The sequence below is a fragment of the Hyphomicrobium sp. GJ21 genome (assembly GCF_001006785.1).
Lineage (GTDB): Bacteria > Pseudomonadota > Alphaproteobacteria > Rhizobiales > Hyphomicrobiaceae > Hyphomicrobium_B.
Window position 1 is genome coordinate 169,092 of the sequence record NZ_CDHO01000001.1, and the last position, 16,045, is coordinate 185,136.

Consider the following 16,045-nt stretch of genomic DNA (forward strand, 5'->3'; position numbering starts at 1 on the left):
CTGCGGCGGCCTTTGGCGTTGTTCCAAGACTGTACCCGGCGTGCGCGTGAGCAGCGAAGGCGAAGTCTAGCGACAATTCCAGATATCGCTCGAACGCACGATTTCCGTGCTGCGTCAAAGAAGTACGTTCGCTGAGATGTCGCTGGATACGAGAGGGATCGATCCTCGTAGACTGCTGCCGCAGTCGTTGGAGGACCGGCTTTTAGGCTGGATGGGCCGCTTCGGCGGAGCCTTCCTGCTTGCCTCGACGCTCGTGGTCTGGGCGAGCCTCGCGTCCTGGTCGGTTCTCGATCCGAGCCTCACGCATACGACGACGGTCCAAGCACGCAATTTCGCCGGGCCGGTCGGCGCGATCATTTCCGATCTTCTGTTTCAGACGCTCGGCTTCGGGGCAGTCGTCGCGCTGATTGCGCCGTTCGTCTGGAGCATCGAACTGCTCCGCACCGAACAGGTCGCAGGCGGACGTTCGAAGCTCGGCTTCTATCCAATCTCCATTCTGACATTTGCGGGCTCCATCTCGGCGCTCCCTGTTTTTGACGGCTGGCCGCTGCGGCACGGCTATGGCGGATTGCTCGGAGATTCGTTGCTGCATCTCGCAACCAAGGTTTTCAGCATCCTGAGCGATGAGCGCGCGCCGATCGCGGCGGGCCTCGTCCTGGCTGCTGCTGCTTTTCAGACTGCCGGCAAAGCGATGGGCTTCGAGGCCGAAGCCATCGTTCGCACGTTCTTCAAATCGATCGGCGCCGCATTCCATCAGGCGATGACGAAACCGCGCGCGGACATCATCCGAACGGCGCCCGCTGTTGCGGTGACATCTGCGACGGGATTGTGGGCGCGTTTCCGAGGCGCCGCGGCCGACGATCAGTCGTACACCTCTCTTGAAGCTTACGGCGCGCCGCATCCGGCCGAGCCAAGCCTCAGCCATGCTCCCGATGCGTTCGGACGTCTCGAGATCGATAGCCTGCATGACGATCCGCGCAGCGGGCCGACGGAATTCGCAGCCCATACGCTTGCGATGCCGGGAGCGGCGGCTGTATCGCCGGCTCGCGAGCGGCATCAGGGGGCACCGGCCGTGCCGCACGCCGCCGTTTCGCATGCGGCAGCTTCTCATGGTGTCGAGGAAGTTCCGGTCGATGATCTGAACGATCCGATGTACGCGTTCGACGACAATATCGAAGACTCGAGTCGCGCGATTGCTGCGCGCTTTGCTCCGGCGTCCGCGAAGGGTCGCGTCGCGCCGTCCGCGCCTCCGCCTCCAGCTTCCCGACCACAAGCGCCGGTTCCGCAGCCAGCCGCGCCGGAGCCTGTGGCGGCTCCGAAAGCCGCAGGTGGTCTGCTCGGCGGTCTCAAAAATCGCGCGGCCCCGCAATGGAAGCGGCCGTCGCTCAACATGTTCAAGCGTCCGACCGCGGCGAAACCAAATCCCGAGCTGTCGCAAACGGTCATGCGCGGCAACGCGCGGCTGCTGGAAGACGTGCTTGCTGACTTCGGCGTCAAAGGCGAGGTCAAGGATATTCGGCCGGGTCCTGTCGTGACGTTGTATGAATTCGAGCCATCGCGCGGGACGAAGTCGTCGCGCATCATCGGGCTTGCGGAAGACATTGCGCGCTCGATGAGTCTCGCCAGCGTGCGCGCCGCCGTGGTTCCCGGACGCAATGCGATCGGGCTCGAATTACCGAACGCGCGGCGCGAAACGGTTTTGCTGCGTGAGATCCTCGAAGCCGATCCGTTCAAATCCGACGCGCTGACGTTGCCGATCGGGCTTGGCAAATCCATTGGCGGCGAGCCGGTGGTCGCCGATCTCGCGCGCATGCCGCATCTGCTCGTCGCGGGCACGACGGGCTCCGGCAAGTCGGTCGGCATCAACGCGATGGTGCTGTCGCTGCTTTATCGTCATTCGCCCGACGACTGCCGCTTGCTGATGATCGATCCGAAGATGCTGGAGCTGTCGGTTTACAACGGCATTCCGCATCTTTTGACGCCGGTCATCACCGATCCGCATAAAGCCGTTGCCGCCTTGAATTGGGCGGTGCGCGAAATGGAAGAGCGCTACAAGCAGATGGCGGCGCTTTCGGTTCGCAACATCGACGTGTTCAACAATCGCGTCCGCAATGCGAAGAAGCGCGGCGAAATCCTGTCGCGTCGTGTGCAGACGGGTTTCGACACGTCGGGCCAGGCGCGTTTCGAAACGCAGAAGATGGATCTCGAGGCGTTGCCGCGCATCGTGCTGATCGTCGACGAGTTCGCCGATCTGATGATCGTCGCGGGCAAAGAGGTCGAAGCGTCGGTTCAGCGTCTCGCGCAGATGGCGCGCGCAGCCGGCATCCATCTGATCATGGCGACGCAGCGTCCGTCGGTCGATATCATCACCGGCACGATCAAGGCGAATTTCCCGACGCGTGTATCGTTCAAGGTTACGTCGAAGATCGACAGCCGCACGATCCTGAACGAGCAGGGCGCGGAGCAACTGCTCGGACAGGGCGACATGCTCTATTCGACGGGCGCCGGACAGTGCGTGCGCGTGCACGGCGCTTATGTTTCGGATGAAGAAGTCGTCGCGTTCGCCGACGTTCTGAGGCAAGAAGCCGCCCCCAAATATGTCGAAGGCATCACAGATACGCCTTCGGCTGCCGAGCCTGCACTCGGCGGGTCGGGCACGGGCGAAGAAGATCTTTACGATCGCGCGGTCGCGATCGTCATGCGGGATGGCAAGGCTTCGACGAGCTACATTCAGCGCCGTCTGTCGATCGGGTATAATCGTGCTGCGGATCTCATCGAACGGATGGAGCGCGACGGGCTCATTTCACCCGCGAACGGCGTCGGCAAACGCGAAATCCTGATGTCGCGTGGAAGCGGCGCGGATGCCGCTGCGTAACATTTGAACTCATCTCACAATCACATGCGCATTGCATGCTTGCGATTCTCATGGCGGGCGCTTTAGGCATAGCGCGGCAGCGATTCGCCAAGTTCTGGACGCAATCTTTGTCGAAACGAGTAATCTGCGATTGGAGCCCGTTGGGCTCAGGGCCGTGGGGGCCGCTATGGGGAGCTACATGAGGGATTTCCAGCGCCTGCTGGCTGCTACGGCAGTTTTTGCGCTTGCATTCGGGGGCCACGCTTTCGGACAGGACCCGAACGGACCGGCTGAAACCCTGGCCAACCCGGTTGCGGCGAAAGACAAGACGGCCGTCAAAGGCTGGACGGGTCAGGTTGAGGCCGCGAAAAACGATGGCAGCGTGGTGCTCGACGCCGAGCAGACCAAGCTCGTGAAGCAGGTGAGCGATTATTTCGGCTCCGTGCAGGGGCTCAAGGGTGCATTCGTTCAGGTCGACGCCGACAACAAGCGGATGAAGGGCAAGTTCTTCGTCAAACGTCCCGGCCGTTTCCGGTTCGACTACTCGCTTCCCTCCAAGCAGGTCATCATTTCAGACGGCGAGAACCTCGCGATCCAGGATCTCGACTTGAACAACGAAGACCGGGTGTCGCTCGATCAGACGCCGTTCCGGATGCTGCTGCGCAAGGATGTCGATCTGCTGCGCGATGCAAAGATCACGGAAGTCCAGCAGGCGGACGATCTGATCGTGTTAGGCCTCGAAGACAAAGATCCCGACGCTCCAGGCAAGATCAAACTCTATCTCGCGACCAAGCCCAACATCGAATTGAAAGAATGGGTGACCACCGACGCGCAGGGTCTGAACACCCGGGTGGAGCTGCAGGGTCTGGAAAAAAGCAACGACCTCGACAGTAATTTGTTTAAAATTCAATCACTTGGGCCGCACCGTACAACGCCGAACTGAAGATTTTCCCGGTGAATCAATGTGTTGCGCATTTGCCCGAAGCAATGCGCAACCTGGGGATATTTTTTTAAGACAATTCACATTTTCGTGATTGGCTCTCGAGGGCTCTATTGAATTTCCCGGCTTTGCGCTTAACTCATGGACATGCAGGTGGCGTCACCCTGTATTCGGTAGTGCCCCCCGTCTAGCCGAAGACGCCGCCTCTGGTATCGGTTTCCCTCCCGATACCGAGCGCGTAAATGCGCATCGCGCCCAGTCCCTCCCCCCGGGACTGGGCGCACTCTTTTGTGGCCCATATTTTTTCACGTCATCTAGAGCAACGCCGTCATTGCATGGCGCGCGCTCGATCTCCTTGCGAAAACTCAAGTCGCGATTCCGAAGAGACTGCGGCGGTGACTGAACCCGAGAGCAATGTCTCGACGGCGAGCAAATCGGTCGCAAGTGTGTGCAGACGTTTTAGTATCAATGATGAGAAGTGCGACGCCAGATCAACATCCTGGCTCATCAGCTCGTGCATCTTCTCGCGCGAAATCCTGAGTGCTCTGACCTGATCGCGCGCAACGATCGTCGTCGGATGAGCGATTTCGATCATCATCGCCAACTCCGCCACGAGTGATCCCTCGGGAAGAATTTCTTCGCGTGACTGCTTGCGATCGACGGCGCGCCGAACGCAGGTTCCCGAGACGATGAGAATAGCTGCGTCAGCGATCTGGCCTTCGGCAGTTACGACGTCGCCGTTGCGGTAGACGATGCGCTCGGCATGGCGCGCGATTTCGCTGATCTGCAGCGGTTTGAGATCGCGAAAGAGAGGCAGCGCCAGAAACGGTTTAACGAGGGCGTCGATGGCCATCGGTCCAATTCACAGGATGAACACTTCATTTTGGGACCGATATGCGACGCGCCCATGCCGCCGATGTCGGCAGCAACAGCTTTCAATACACGAGTCCGCCTGTGGCTGAACGTGGATAAGTCATCCGCAGGCATGAGTCTGTGGATGGGTGTGATCGTGCAACGGAAATGCTGAGAAGCGGTGTTAGGGCGCGAGCTTGTAACCGCCGCTTTCGGTGATCAAAAGCTCGGCGTTCGAGGGATCTTTTTCGATTTTCTGACGCAGTCGATAGATGTGCGTTTCGAGCGTGTGCGTCGTAACGCCGGCGTTGTAGCCCCAGACTTCGTGCAGAAGCACGTCACGCGAAACGACCTTGTCTCCCGAACGATAGAGATACTTCAAAATCGACGTTTCCTTTTCGGTCAGGCGGATTTTGCTGCCCGACTGGTCGATGAGAAGTTTGGAGGCCGGTTTGAAGGTGTAAGGTCCAATGGTGAAAACGGCGTCTTCACTTTGCTCGTGCTGGCGGAGCTGAGCGCGAATGCGCGCGAGGAAGACGGCGAATTTGAAGGGTTTCAAAACGTAGTCGTTGGCGCCGGCGTCGAGTCCCAAGATCTGATCTGCGTCAGATGTATTTCCGGTGAGCATCACGATCGGCGTTTTGTAGCCGGAGCGGCGCAGAAGCTTCACGGCTTCGCGGCCGTCCATGTCGGGCAATCCGACGTCGAAGACGACGAGATCGAAACGTCCGTTGCGTGCGGCTTCCATGCCCTTGCTGGCCGTTCCGGCCTCGTACACCTCGAACTCGTCGTGAAGGACGAGCTGATCTTTTAAGGAGGTGCGCAAATCATCATCGTCGTCGACGAGGAGGACCTTTCGGGCCGTGCTCATGGAGATTGGCTCCAGCATTATTGGACTGTCACGCGAGCCAGAAGACTAGCATCGCGCGCTGGGGCAACATAGGCTTTGGTGGCAAACAGACAAGAGGAATGGCTAGTTCCCCATGTTCCCGGTACGGCCGATACAACGGCATGGCGCATCAACCAAACTCGTTGTCAGAGCTTTGAATGCGGCGGCGCAGCGTGGGTGTCTCGCGGTCGGATCGTTTCGCATGCCATGCGCGCTCGGGCGTTCCGGAATCAAAGCGCTCAAGCGCGAGCGAGACTTGGCAACACCGCGAGGAAGGTTCGTGTTGCGTGGAGTTTTGTACAATCCCGCACGATGCGCTCGTCCGCGAACACAGTTAGCTCTGCGCGCTCTCCGCAAGATCGACGGTTGGTGCGATTGCCCGTCCGACAGAAATTATAATCGCAGAGTTTCGCTGCCTTATCGAGCCAGCGCGGAACGCCTCTGGCGCGACGACAATCTTTACGATCTCGTCGTCGTCCTAGGCCACAATGACGCACCACGTATCCGGCATCGCGGCAGCGCCGTGTTCATGCATATCGCCCGACCGGGGTTTGCCGCGACGGAGGGATGCGTCGCACTGAGGGCATCTGATCTCAGGCGCGTGCTGCAGGTGATCAAGCAGAACAGCCAAATCATCATCGAAGTCTAGCAGCTGAAACAAAAAAGGCTCGGCAGCGAGGGCGCCGAGCCAAGTCGGAGCACGATAAAGCGGGGACCGTGCTCGGGAGAGGTTGCTGATCGCTCGCAGCCCGTGGAGCCGCGAGCGATCTCTTGCTCACTTAGTAGTGGTAGGCGCGTTCGCCGTGGTCGGTGATGTCGAGGCCTTCGCGCTCGCGCTCTTCCGACGGACGCAGCCCGATGATGATGTCGACCAGCTTGAAGAGGATCGCCGAACCGATGCCGCTCCAGAGCAGGGTCAACCCGACGGCCTTGAACTGCGCGACCATCTGCGAGGCCATATCGTAAGTGCCAGCGACCATCTCGCCGGGCTTCGATACGTAGTCGGCGATGCCGGCGCCGCCCCAATCGGGGTTGACCAGCAGGCCGGTTGCGAGCGCGCCGACGATGCCGCCGATGCAGTGGACGCCGAAGACGTCCAGGCTGTCGTCATAGCCGAGCGCAGTCTTGATCGCCGAGCAGAAGAGGAAGCAGATCGGGCTGACGATGAGGCCGAGCACGATCGAGCCCATCACGCCTGCAAATCCGCAGGCTGGCGTGATCGCGACAAGACCCGCGACGACGCCCGATGCAAGGCCGAGAGCCGAAGGCTTACCCTTCGAGGTCCACTCGATGATCATCCATGAGAGCGCCGCAGCCGCGGTGGCGACGAAGGTGTTGATGAACACCTGGCCGGCGAACGCGTTTGCCTCGAGGCCAGAGCCGACGTTGAAGCCGAACCAGCCAACCCACAGAAGCGAGGCGCCGATCATGCAGTTGACCAGCGAGTGCGGAGGCATCTGCTCCTTGCCGTAGCCAATGCGGCGGCCAAGGATGAGAGCGCCGACGAGGCCTGCGATACCGGCGTTGATGTGGACGACCGTGCCGCCAGCGAAGTCGAGCGCGCCCCACTTGAAGGAAATGCCGGCGTCATTCATCACCGCGTCATAGGCGGCCTGAGCCTGTGCCTTCGCTTCGGGAGCCGCCGAAGCGAGCGCCTTTGCGGCGGATGCGAAGGCATCCGGGCCACCCCAGTACCAGACCATGTGTGCGATCGGGAAGTAAATGAAGGTCACCCAAAGGCCCATGAAAACGAGCATGGCGGAGAACTTCAGGCGTTCGGCGACGGCGCCGAGGATCAGGCCTGGCGTGATGCAGGCGAAGGTCATCTGGAAGACGATGTAGACGTATTCCGGAATGTAGACGCCGTTGGAGAAGGTTCCTGCGACGGTCGTCGCATCGACGCCCTTCAGGAAGGCTTTCGAGAAGCCGCCGACGAAGTCGTTCAGCGCGCCGCCGTTCGTGAAGGCGAGCGAGTAGCCGTAGAACACCCAGAGCAACGCCACGAGGCAGAGCGTGGCGAGAACCTGCATGAACATCGACAGCATGTTCTTCGTGCGAACGAGGCCGCCGTAAAACAGGGCGAGGCCTGGAACCGTCATCAGCAGCACGAGGATCGCTGCCGTGTACATGAACGCCGTGTCGGCCTTGTTCGGCACGGGCGTTGGAGCCGCGGTCTGGGCGAGCGCCGGATCAATGAGGAGCGCGGTCGCGCCAAGGGCTGCAAAGGCCCCTGCGTACCGCGCCAAGTTTCGAAACTTCATGTTGTGTGCTCCCTGATTGAAGGAAAACAAGTGCAGGTTCTGAAAATCGCCTAGAGCGCGTCTTCGTCGGCTTCGCCGGTTCGGATGCGGACCGTGTGCTCGATGGGAGAGACGAAGATTTTTCCGTCGCCGATCTGGCCCGTCTTGGCGGAGCGCTGAATGGCGGCGATGGCCTTGTCCACCTGAGCGGCGGGCACGACGACTTCGATTTTGATTTTCGGCAGGAAGCTCACGGCGTACTCGGCGCCGCGATAGATCTCGGTGTGACCCTTCTGGCGTCCGTAGCCTTTGACTTCAGTGACCGTCATGCCTTGCAACGCCAGGTCCGTTAATGCCGAACGGACCTCCTCGAGCTTGAACGGTTTGATGACAGCAGTAATGAGTTTCATGGGTGCGCCCCCTCCTCTCCAACCGGATGTCCACGACTGCGCTTTCGGCCTTTGCCGAAGCGAGATGGGGAAAGAGGGAGTCAAGACGCGTGCCAATTTGGACGCGAATGCTCAATGTTTTGATATTGTTATATAAAAATGATCTTCGCTGGCGCAGCAGCCGGTCGCGGCGCGATCAATGAGCACAGAAATTGTGCACTGAATGCCGTTTGCCTGTTATTTAATCTGAAAGGCAGTCTCGCGCGGCCGCATCAGGCCTTCCTGAACCGTCGACGCCACCAGATGGCCCTGACGATCGAAGATGGAGCCGCGGCAGTAGCCGCGCGCACCGGAGGCGCTAGGGCTGTCCTGGACGTAAAGCAGCCAGTCGTCTGCCCGGAACGGGCGATGGAACCACATCGCGTGGTCGAGGCTCGCAAGCTGGATGTCGCTGTCGAACAGAACCTTGCCGTGTGCGATCAGGGCTGTGTCGAGGAGGGTGAAATCCGAGGCATAGGCGAGGATCGCCTGGTGCAGGTGGGGGCTGTCGGGGAGCTCGCCATTGGCGCGCAGCCAGATCGATTGCGCGGGTGTTTGGGGTTTGCGGCTCGCATAGCGGGAGGCGTCGACGATGCGTACGTCGATCGGATGCTCGCGATTCCAGTACTTGCGCATGTTCTCGGGCAGGTTGCCCAACACGCCGCGCATCAATTCCTGGGCGCTTGGAAGCTTATCCGGCGGCGGCACGTCCGGCATCGCCGATTGATGGTCGTAGCCGTCTTCGGCCTTATGGAAGGAGGCACTCATCGAGAAGATGGCGCGGCCATGCTGGACGGCGCGCACGCGACGGGTCGTGAAGCTACCGCCGTCGCGGATGCGTTCGACGTCATAGATGATTTCGCGTTCCGGATCGCCGGCGAGAAGAAAATAGCCATGCAGCGAATGAATTGGTCGTGACGGATCGACGGTTAACGCCGCCGACGCGAGCGATTGTCCGAGCACGAGGCCGCCGTAGACCCGTTGCCAGCCTTCGCTGGAGCGCGGGCCGCGGAAGAGGTTGTCCTCCAGCGGCTCCGGCGTCAGCGTCGCGATCAGGCTTTCGAGAGCCGTTGGAGCAGCGGACTTGGCTGTCATGGAGCGATTTTCCGGAACGTTTGCTAAGATGCAGGCGGCAGCAGACAAGCGGGCCTCGGCTGGCCTAAGGTCTCACGCTTAGCCTGAAAAGCAAGTTGGGGTAATTGCGGCGCGATGGACGGCCGGACAACAGAACAGAAATTCGATATCGCAGTCGCTGGCGGCAGCTTCGCCGGGCTCGCTCTCGTTCGCGGACTGGTGCAGGCGCTGGGTTCCGATTTGCGGATCGCGATCATCGACCGGGCGGCGAAACCCGGCGTCGCGCCAAATGACGGCCGCGCGTTTGCGATCTGGGCTGGCGCGAAAGCGGTCCTTACCAACCTCGGCGTCTGGGATGCGATCGCGCCGGACGCGCAGCCGATGACGTCGATCGAGATTTCGGATTCAGCCTTGTCGGACGGCATCCGGCCGACGCGCCTCACATACGACGCGCTGACGGATGATGGTGCGCCGGCGGCTTACATGGTGCCTGCCGCGGCGCTGGCTTCTGCTCTGTTTGCTTCCATCGAGGACGAGCCGTCCGTGACGTGGATTGCGCCGGCGGAGGCCGAAAGCCTGAGCCTCGGCACGCACTCGGCGGACGTTGCGTTGCGCGACGGGTCGCATATCAGCGCATCTCTCGTCGTTGCGGCCGATGGCCGGACATCGAAACTTCGCGACGCAGCCGGGATCACGACGCTCCGGCGCGGCTACGATCAGACCGGCATCGTCGCGACGGTCAAGTTCGGCGAGCCGCACAACGGCGTTGCGATCCAGCACTTCCTGCCGGGCGGGCCGTTCGCAATTCTGCCGCTCAAAGACAATCGTGCGTGCATCACGTGGAGCGCCGCGCGCGAAGAAGCAGCACGCGTCACGGCGCTCGACGATGAAGGGTTCCTTGCCGAACTCGATCTCAGGATTGGCGGCCGGTTCGGATCAATCGCTCTCGATGGACCACGGCAGTCGTGGCCGCTCGATATCGTCGTTCCGCGCGAGTTGATCGCGCCGCGTTTCGCGCTCATCGGCGATGCCGCGCATGGCGTTCATCCGGTTGCCGGTCAGGGTGTTAATCTCGCGTTTCGTGATGCGGCGGCACTGATCGAGGTGATCGCGGACGCGGCCCGTCTTGGGCTCGACATCGGTTCAGGTCCGCATCTCGAGATCTATCAGCGCTGGCGGCGGTTCGACTCGCTGATGTCGGCGTCGCTCTACGACGGCATCAATCGGATCTTCTCCGTCGATGGCATTGTGCTGCGCGCGGGCCGCGGCGCGGCGCTCGGTGCGCTCGATCACGTCGGCAGCATCAAGAAGCTCATTCTTGCGGAAGCCGCAGGGCTGACAGGCGAGCTTCCGAAGCTCGCGCGCGGCGAGGCGGTTTGATTTAGGTTTGCTCCGGTTCGTCCGTTTCGGCGTCTTCGCTTTCGTCGCCGGTCGACGGCGGCCGTCTGATCACGACGGTGCGCGTCGATAGATCGACCTTCGGCACCCATTGGTCCTCGAACGGGACGAACTCGCTCGCGCCTTCGGGCGGCTGCAATTCGAGAAGGTCGCCGGCGCCGAAATTCTGAACGGATACGATTTTGCCGATCGGCGTGTTGTCTTCTGCGAAGGCGTTAAGGCCGATCAGATCGGAATGATAAAATTCCGAAGCGCCGGTCTCGGGAAGTTTCTCGCGCGCAATGAAAAGCTTCGTGCCGCGCAGAGCTTCAGCCGTGGTGCGGTCCGAAATTCCCGCGATACGCGCGACCACGCCTTTGTCGGTCACGCGCACGATCTTGAGCGAAAAGGTTTTCGTGTCGGCTGCATCGGTCAGTGGACCGTAGCTCGCAATGGCATCGGGTGTCGCCGTGTAGGTACGCACCAGGATGTCGCCGCGAATGCCGTGTACGCCCGAGATTTCGCCGAGCAAAATGCGTTTTGAATGTTCGTCTTTTGTCATCGGCCTCTGATGCCGTGCCCAACGCGTTACGGCAAGGGGCCGATGTACGTTATCTTCACGGCGACGGTTTTGCGGCCGACAAGAAGTTTGGTCAGCTGGATTCGAGCCATCGGGTCGATCTCGCCGGTGACCGAAACGCTGCTCTGCATATCGGCCGTTGTCCCGCGACGAGGCTTCACGCGCGGTGGCGTCTCGTAAATGGCGTCGAGGAAGCCTTTGCGGACCGCGTGCTTCGCGTATAGCCGCAGCCGCCCTTTATAGATGCGACCGCGCGCGTCGGCTCCAAACAGACGGCCGGATCGGCAAACGAGAAGCGCATGGCCTGCCGAAGCGACAGGTTTTCGATGCCGGCATAAAGCAATCTCATAGAGTCCGTCCGCGTGCATGGCTCTTACGGATTTGTATCATTTCAAGTTCGACGCCAGCGCACGTCCAAGACTCGGGCCAGTGAGATCGGCAACACAAAGCCTTCCGGTCGGATAACCGGAAGGCTTTGAAAACTGCGTTGATGTTAATGGTTTAAGCGGCGTCGCCCTGCGCGCCTTCAGCGGCTTTCGCCTTTTCGGCGGCGGCGGCTGCGCGCTCCTGGGCCTTCTTCTTCGGCTTGGCTTTTTCCGGGTTGTTCGACGCGGTGCGCTTCGCGAGACCCTTCGCATCGAGCAGGCGGAGCACACGGTCGGTCGGCTGAGCGCCAACGCCGAGCCAATGCTTCACGCGTTCGTCGTTCAGCTTAACGCGGTTGGGATCGTCCTTCTTCAGCATCGGATCGAACGTGCCGATCTGCTCGATGTAGCGGCCGTCACGCGGGCTGACGCTGTGGGCGACGACGACGTAGTAGTAAGGACGCTTCTTGGCGCCACCGCGCGAGAGGCGAATTTTGACCGACATGCTTTCGTTCTCCTATGTGTTCGAAAAAGTGTGTTCGCAGATCAACGTTTCTTTCCGGGGAGCCCCGGGAATTTCGGCATTCCACCACCCAAGCCCGGAAGACCTTTCGGAAGGCCGCCGCCAAGGCCCGGCAGCCCGCGCGCAAGGCCGGGCAGGGAACCGCCGGACACTGCCGGCGCGCCTTTGGCGATCTGTTCTTTGAGATCGTCCGGCAATTGTTCGAGGGCTTTGGGATCGAGCTTCGCGAGCTCGGCTTGCATGGATTGAAGGTCGGCTTCGGACGGCCCGCCGCCCGTACGGCCAAGGAATTTGTTCAGCATGCCGCCGTTGCGGCCCATGGTCTTCATCATGTCCGCCATCTGGCGGTGCATCTTGATGAGCTTGTTGATGTCTTCCGGCTTGGTTCCGGAACCGGCCGCGATCCGGCGCTTTCTCTTGGCGTCGAGAATCTTTGGGTTGCGGCGTTCCTTCGGAGTCATCGACGAGATGATGGCGCGCTGATGCACGAGGCTTTTATCGAGGCCGGCTTCGTTGATCTGGCCTTTGATCTTGGCGACGCCGGGCAACATGCCGAGCACGCCGCCCATGCCGCCGAGCTTCTGCATCTGCTTCAATTGTTCGGAAAGATCTTCGAGGTCGAACGACCCCTTCTTCATCTTTTCCGCGATCTTCGTCGCTTTTTCGACGTCGATCGTTTGAGCGGCCTTCTCGACGAGCGAGACGACGTCGCCCATGCCGAGGATGCGCGACGCAATGCGGCCGGGATGGAAGTCTTCGAGCGCGTCCCACTTTTCGCCGACGCCGATGAGCTTGATCGGCTTGCCCGTGACGGCGCGCATCGACAGCGCGGCGCCGCCGCGGCCGTCGCCGTCAGCGCGCGTCAAGACGATGCCGGTGACGCCGATGCGGCCGTCGAAGGCCTTCGCGGTATTGACGGCGTCCTGGCCGGTCAGAGAGTCGGCGACGAGCAGCGTTTCATGCGGATGGATCGCGGCTTTGACGTCGCGGACTTCGTCCATCAGCTCTTCGTCGACGGTGACGCGGCCGGCGGTGTCGTAAATAATGACGTCGAAGCCGCCGAGCTTGGCGGCGTCCTCGGCGCGGCGTGCGATCTGCAGCGGCGTCTGTCCGGCGACGATCGGAAGCGTCGCGACGCTGGTCTGCTCGCCCAGCACGCGGAGCTGTTCCTGGGCTGCCGGGCGGCGCGTATCGAGCGACGCCATCAGAACTTTTTTGCGATCGCGGTTGGTCAGCCGGTAGGCGATCTTGGCGGTGGTCGTCGTTTTGCCGGAGCCCTGCAAGCCGACCATCAGGATGCCGACCGGGGGCGCTGCGTGCAGATCGATCGGCTGCGCGTCGGAACCGAGCATCGCGACCAGTTCGTCGTTGACGATCTTGACGACCATCTGGCCAGGCGTGACCGAGCGCAGAACTTCGGCGCCGACAGCTTTCGCTTTGACCTTCTCGGTGAAGTCCTTGACGACATCGAGCGCGACGTCGGCCTCGAGCAGTGCGCGGCGAACCTCGCGCATCGCCTCGACGACGTCGCTTTCGGTCAGCGCGCCGCGGCGGGTGAGCTTATCGAGGACGCCTGAAAGGCGGTCTGAGAGACTTTGAAACATTCAGCCGTGCGTACCCACGTTTCTAATTCGTTTCGGACGTCATCTCCGCGGAGGCGGGGATCCGCCCAAGCTTTCGACCTGGATGGATCCCGGCCTTCGCCGGGATGACGATGGATGTGGGAACGCTTGTGCGTTGCCCAAAACACAAACGCACCCGGGGGCGCAACGCGCTGCCGGATGTTAACCCCCCTGCCTCCCGGACCTTTTCGAATAGGAAATGGCCATGTGCAGGGCGGCGGCTCTGAGGTCAGGGCCGTCGGAATTGGGCGTGTATGGGGGAAAGGGGTCGGCAAGTCAACTAAGCCTGCCGATTTCAGGCCAGCCCGCCAGGCAACGCGACACGCTGCGGCAACCGGTCGCTAGAAGCGGTAGCCGTACCGGACGCCGATGCGGTCGAGGCCCTCATTGTACTTCTGCGTGTAGGCATTCGAGGTGTGCTCGAAATAGACCGAGAGGTCGTTGTGGGCGTCGATGTGGTAGCCGACTTCCAACGGGATGTGGAACAGGACGCGCGAGCCGAGCCATTTCATGTCGGGGTCCGATCCCGCGCCGCCGGTTTCGCCGTCATGGATCGCCGCTCCGAGACCCACTCCGAAGAAGATGCCGGACGGCAGGTCACCCTGCCAGCGGGCGTCGATGTAGGCGTGGCTGGTGTCGCCGCGGGTGTTGATCGTGCCGCCGACGACGGGGCGGATGGCGCCCCAGGGCAGCGCCCAGGCGGCCGCGAATTGGGCTTCGATGTTGATGTCGGCGGCGTCGTGCTCGACTTGAAAGCCGCTCCAAAGATCCGGCACGTCGTGAGCCAAGACACCGATTTTCAAGGCATAAAGCAGATCGTCAGCGAGCGCAGCGTTTGCTGCGCCGACGGCCAGGACCGCTGCAAAACCGCATATCGTGGCAGCACGGATCAAAGCATTCATGAGCCAACATGTCCCCAAGGGCGGCTCAATGCTCTGCTCCGTTTCATGACCGCCGGCAAGCAGGCGGCTGCGAAATTTACGACGCGCTGCGCCGGGGTCACAGAGGATGGGTGTTAGTCTGCTTTATGGGCAAAACGCTCAAGAGCCTGCCTCCGGCGTTCTTTCTTCAGGTAATGGCCCCAGGCGCGGGCCAGTCTGAACACCCGTCGCTCATAGGCGCGCTCCTCCGGCGTCAGGCATATGCAGCCGTAGCAGTAGCAGGGGCGGGCTCTCGCGAAAGCGATGCGGAACAGGAGCCGGTTCGGGCGCTGGCGGGGGCGTGTACGTCGGACTGTGGTATGCGTCATGCGGTCTAATCGGCGGGATTGGCTTACATGCCGAGGTTAATGCCTCTCGGCGGGTTCTTGTTCCGCCCGAGAGAATATCTCCGCGCGGCGCGATCTGTTGAATAAGTGTCCCTGACCCGCTGCCGAATTGTCAATTCGCACGCTTCTCGCCATATAAGGCCCTATGAACGCCGCCTCTTCCCTCCCTTTCGTCAAAATGAACGGCCTCGGCAACGAGATCGTCGTCGTCGATTTGCGGGAGAGCGCGAAGGTTTTTACGGCGGATGAGGCTGCGGCGATCGCGGCCGACGGGAAATCGCATTTCGACCAGATGATGGTGCTGCATCCGGCCAAGACCCCCGGAACGGAGTCGCTGGTTCGCATCTATAATGCCGACGGTTCGGAAGCCGGCGCCTGCGGCAACGGCATGCGCTGCGTCGGCTGGGTTCTCGCGAACGACATCGGCCGGAAGCAATTCAAGGTCGAGACGCGGGCGGGCGTGCTCGATACCGTCGTCAGGGACCAAACGTCCATCACGGTCGATATGGGCGAGCCGAAGTTCGGCTGGCAGGATATTCCGCTGGCGGAAGAATTTCGCGACACGCGCGCCATCGAATTGCAGATCGGTCCGATCGACCGGCCGGTCCTGCATTCGCCGTCCGTCGTCAATGTCGGCAATCCGCATGCGATCTTCTGGGTCGATGATGTCGAAGCCTACGACCTCGGACGTCTCGGTCCGATGCTGGAGTGCCATCCGGTTTTTCCGGAGCGCGCGAACATTTCGCTGGCGCAGGTGACGTCGCCGCGCTCGTTGCGGCTCAGGACGTGGGAACGCGGCGCAGGTCTGACGCGGGCGTGCGGATCGGCAGCGTGCGCAGCGGCGGTGTCGGCGGCGCGCAAACGTCTGACTGAGCGGACGGTCGATGTGACGCTTCCCGGCGGCGTTCTCAATGTCGCCTGGGCGGACAACAATCATATTTTGATGACGGGCCCCGTCGAATTCGAATACGAGGGCGTCATCGATCTCTCGAAACTCACTCACGCGCCGGCCTGACGAGCACTCACGCTCGGTT

General features: G+C 61.5%; 15 protein-coding genes. 5 read left to right on the forward strand and 10 right to left on the reverse strand.

From position 1 onward, the window contains the following. Positions 1–136: 136 nt before the first annotated feature. Complete coding sequence (locus tag HYPGJ_RS00800; protein ID WP_052750748.1) at positions 137–2,875, forward strand: DNA translocase FtsK 4TM domain-containing protein; 2,739 nt, start codon at positions 137–139, stop codon at positions 2,873–2,875. A 178-nt stretch (positions 2,876–3,053) separates the two neighbouring features. Then, a complete protein-coding gene (locus HYPGJ_RS00805; RefSeq protein ID WP_244465961.1) occupies positions 3,054–3,797 on the forward strand; it encodes an outer-membrane lipoprotein carrier protein LolA in 744 nt (247 codons plus the stop codon). 325 nt (positions 3,798–4,122) lie between these two features. Here HYPGJ_RS00805 and HYPGJ_RS00810 read toward each other — a convergent pair whose 3' ends face one another. Next, a complete protein-coding gene (locus HYPGJ_RS00810) occupies positions 4,123–4,647 on the reverse strand; it encodes a cyclic nucleotide-binding domain-containing protein (RefSeq protein WP_046845439.1) in 525 nt (174 codons plus the stop codon). A gap of 183 nt (positions 4,648–4,830) precedes the next feature. Next, positions 4,831–5,517: a response regulator transcription factor gene (locus tag HYPGJ_RS00815; RefSeq protein WP_013217256.1), complete on the reverse strand. Its 687-nt coding sequence runs from the start codon at positions 5,515–5,517 to the stop codon at positions 4,831–4,833. A 220-nt stretch (positions 5,518–5,737) separates the two neighbouring features. Between HYPGJ_RS00815 and HYPGJ_RS00820 the strand changes: the two genes are divergently transcribed. After that, a complete protein-coding gene (locus tag HYPGJ_RS00820) occupies positions 5,738–6,184 on the forward strand; it encodes a L,D-transpeptidase family protein (protein ID WP_244465962.1) in 447 nt (148 codons plus the stop codon). Positions 6,185–6,314: 130 nt separating this feature from the next. Here the strand turns inward: HYPGJ_RS00820 and HYPGJ_RS00825 are convergent, their stop codons facing one another. From HYPGJ_RS00825 to tesB, 3 genes are all read right to left on the reverse strand, one after another. Next, the gene (locus HYPGJ_RS00825; RefSeq protein WP_046845440.1) at positions 6,315–7,796 is read right to left on the reverse strand and encodes an ammonium transporter; all 1,482 of its coding nucleotides are present in this window, start codon (positions 7,794–7,796) and stop codon (positions 6,315–6,317) included. Positions 7,797–7,846: 50 nt separating this feature from the next. Then, positions 7,847–8,185, reverse strand: a complete 339-nt coding sequence (locus tag HYPGJ_RS00830; protein ID WP_013217259.1) for a P-II family nitrogen regulator — start codon at positions 8,183–8,185, stop codon at positions 7,847–7,849. A 216-nt stretch (positions 8,186–8,401) separates the two neighbouring features. Beyond that, positions 8,402–9,298, reverse strand: coding sequence for an acyl-CoA thioesterase II (tesB, locus tag HYPGJ_RS00835; RefSeq protein WP_046845441.1), 897 nt, complete (start codon positions 9,296–9,298; stop codon positions 8,402–8,404). A gap of 114 nt (positions 9,299–9,412) precedes the next feature. Between tesB and HYPGJ_RS00840 the strand changes: the two genes are divergently transcribed. Further along, positions 9,413–10,657, forward strand: coding sequence for an FAD-dependent monooxygenase (locus tag HYPGJ_RS00840; RefSeq protein ID WP_046845442.1), 1,245 nt, complete (start codon positions 9,413–9,415; stop codon positions 10,655–10,657). 1 nt (position 10,658) lies between these two features. On the opposite strand, the gene rimM is transcribed toward HYPGJ_RS00840, so the two are convergent. From rimM to HYPGJ_RS00865, 5 genes are all read right to left on the reverse strand, one after another. Then, a complete protein-coding gene (rimM, locus tag HYPGJ_RS00845) occupies positions 10,659–11,216 on the reverse strand; it encodes a ribosome maturation factor RimM (protein ID WP_046845443.1) in 558 nt (185 codons plus the stop codon). A gap of 26 nt (positions 11,217–11,242) precedes the next feature. Continuing rightward, positions 11,243–11,602, reverse strand: coding sequence for a hypothetical protein (locus HYPGJ_RS00850; RefSeq protein ID WP_046845444.1), 360 nt, complete (start codon positions 11,600–11,602; stop codon positions 11,243–11,245). A 133-nt stretch (positions 11,603–11,735) separates the two neighbouring features. Further along, the gene (gene rpsP, locus HYPGJ_RS00855) at positions 11,736–12,104 is read right to left on the reverse strand and encodes a 30S ribosomal protein S16 (protein WP_046845445.1); all 369 of its coding nucleotides are present in this window, start codon (positions 12,102–12,104) and stop codon (positions 11,736–11,738) included. Between the two features lie 41 nt (positions 12,105–12,145). Next, positions 12,146–13,726 carry a signal recognition particle protein gene (gene ffh / locus HYPGJ_RS00860; protein WP_046845446.1) on the reverse strand — a complete coding sequence of 527 codons (1,581 nt, stop codon included), beginning with the start codon at positions 13,724–13,726 and terminating at the stop codon, positions 12,146–12,148. 359 nt (positions 13,727–14,085) lie between these two features. Then, positions 14,086–14,646 carry an acyloxyacyl hydrolase gene (locus HYPGJ_RS00865; protein ID WP_046845447.1) on the reverse strand — a complete coding sequence of 187 codons (561 nt, stop codon included), beginning with the start codon at positions 14,644–14,646 and terminating at the stop codon, positions 14,086–14,088. Positions 14,647–15,156: 510 nt separating this feature from the next. Here HYPGJ_RS00865 and dapF point away from each other — a divergent pair. Beyond that, entirely contained in the window at positions 15,157–16,026 is an 870-nt protein-coding gene (dapF, locus tag HYPGJ_RS00870; protein WP_046845448.1) for a diaminopimelate epimerase, read from the forward strand. The last annotated feature ends 19 nt before the right edge of the window (positions 16,027–16,045 follow it).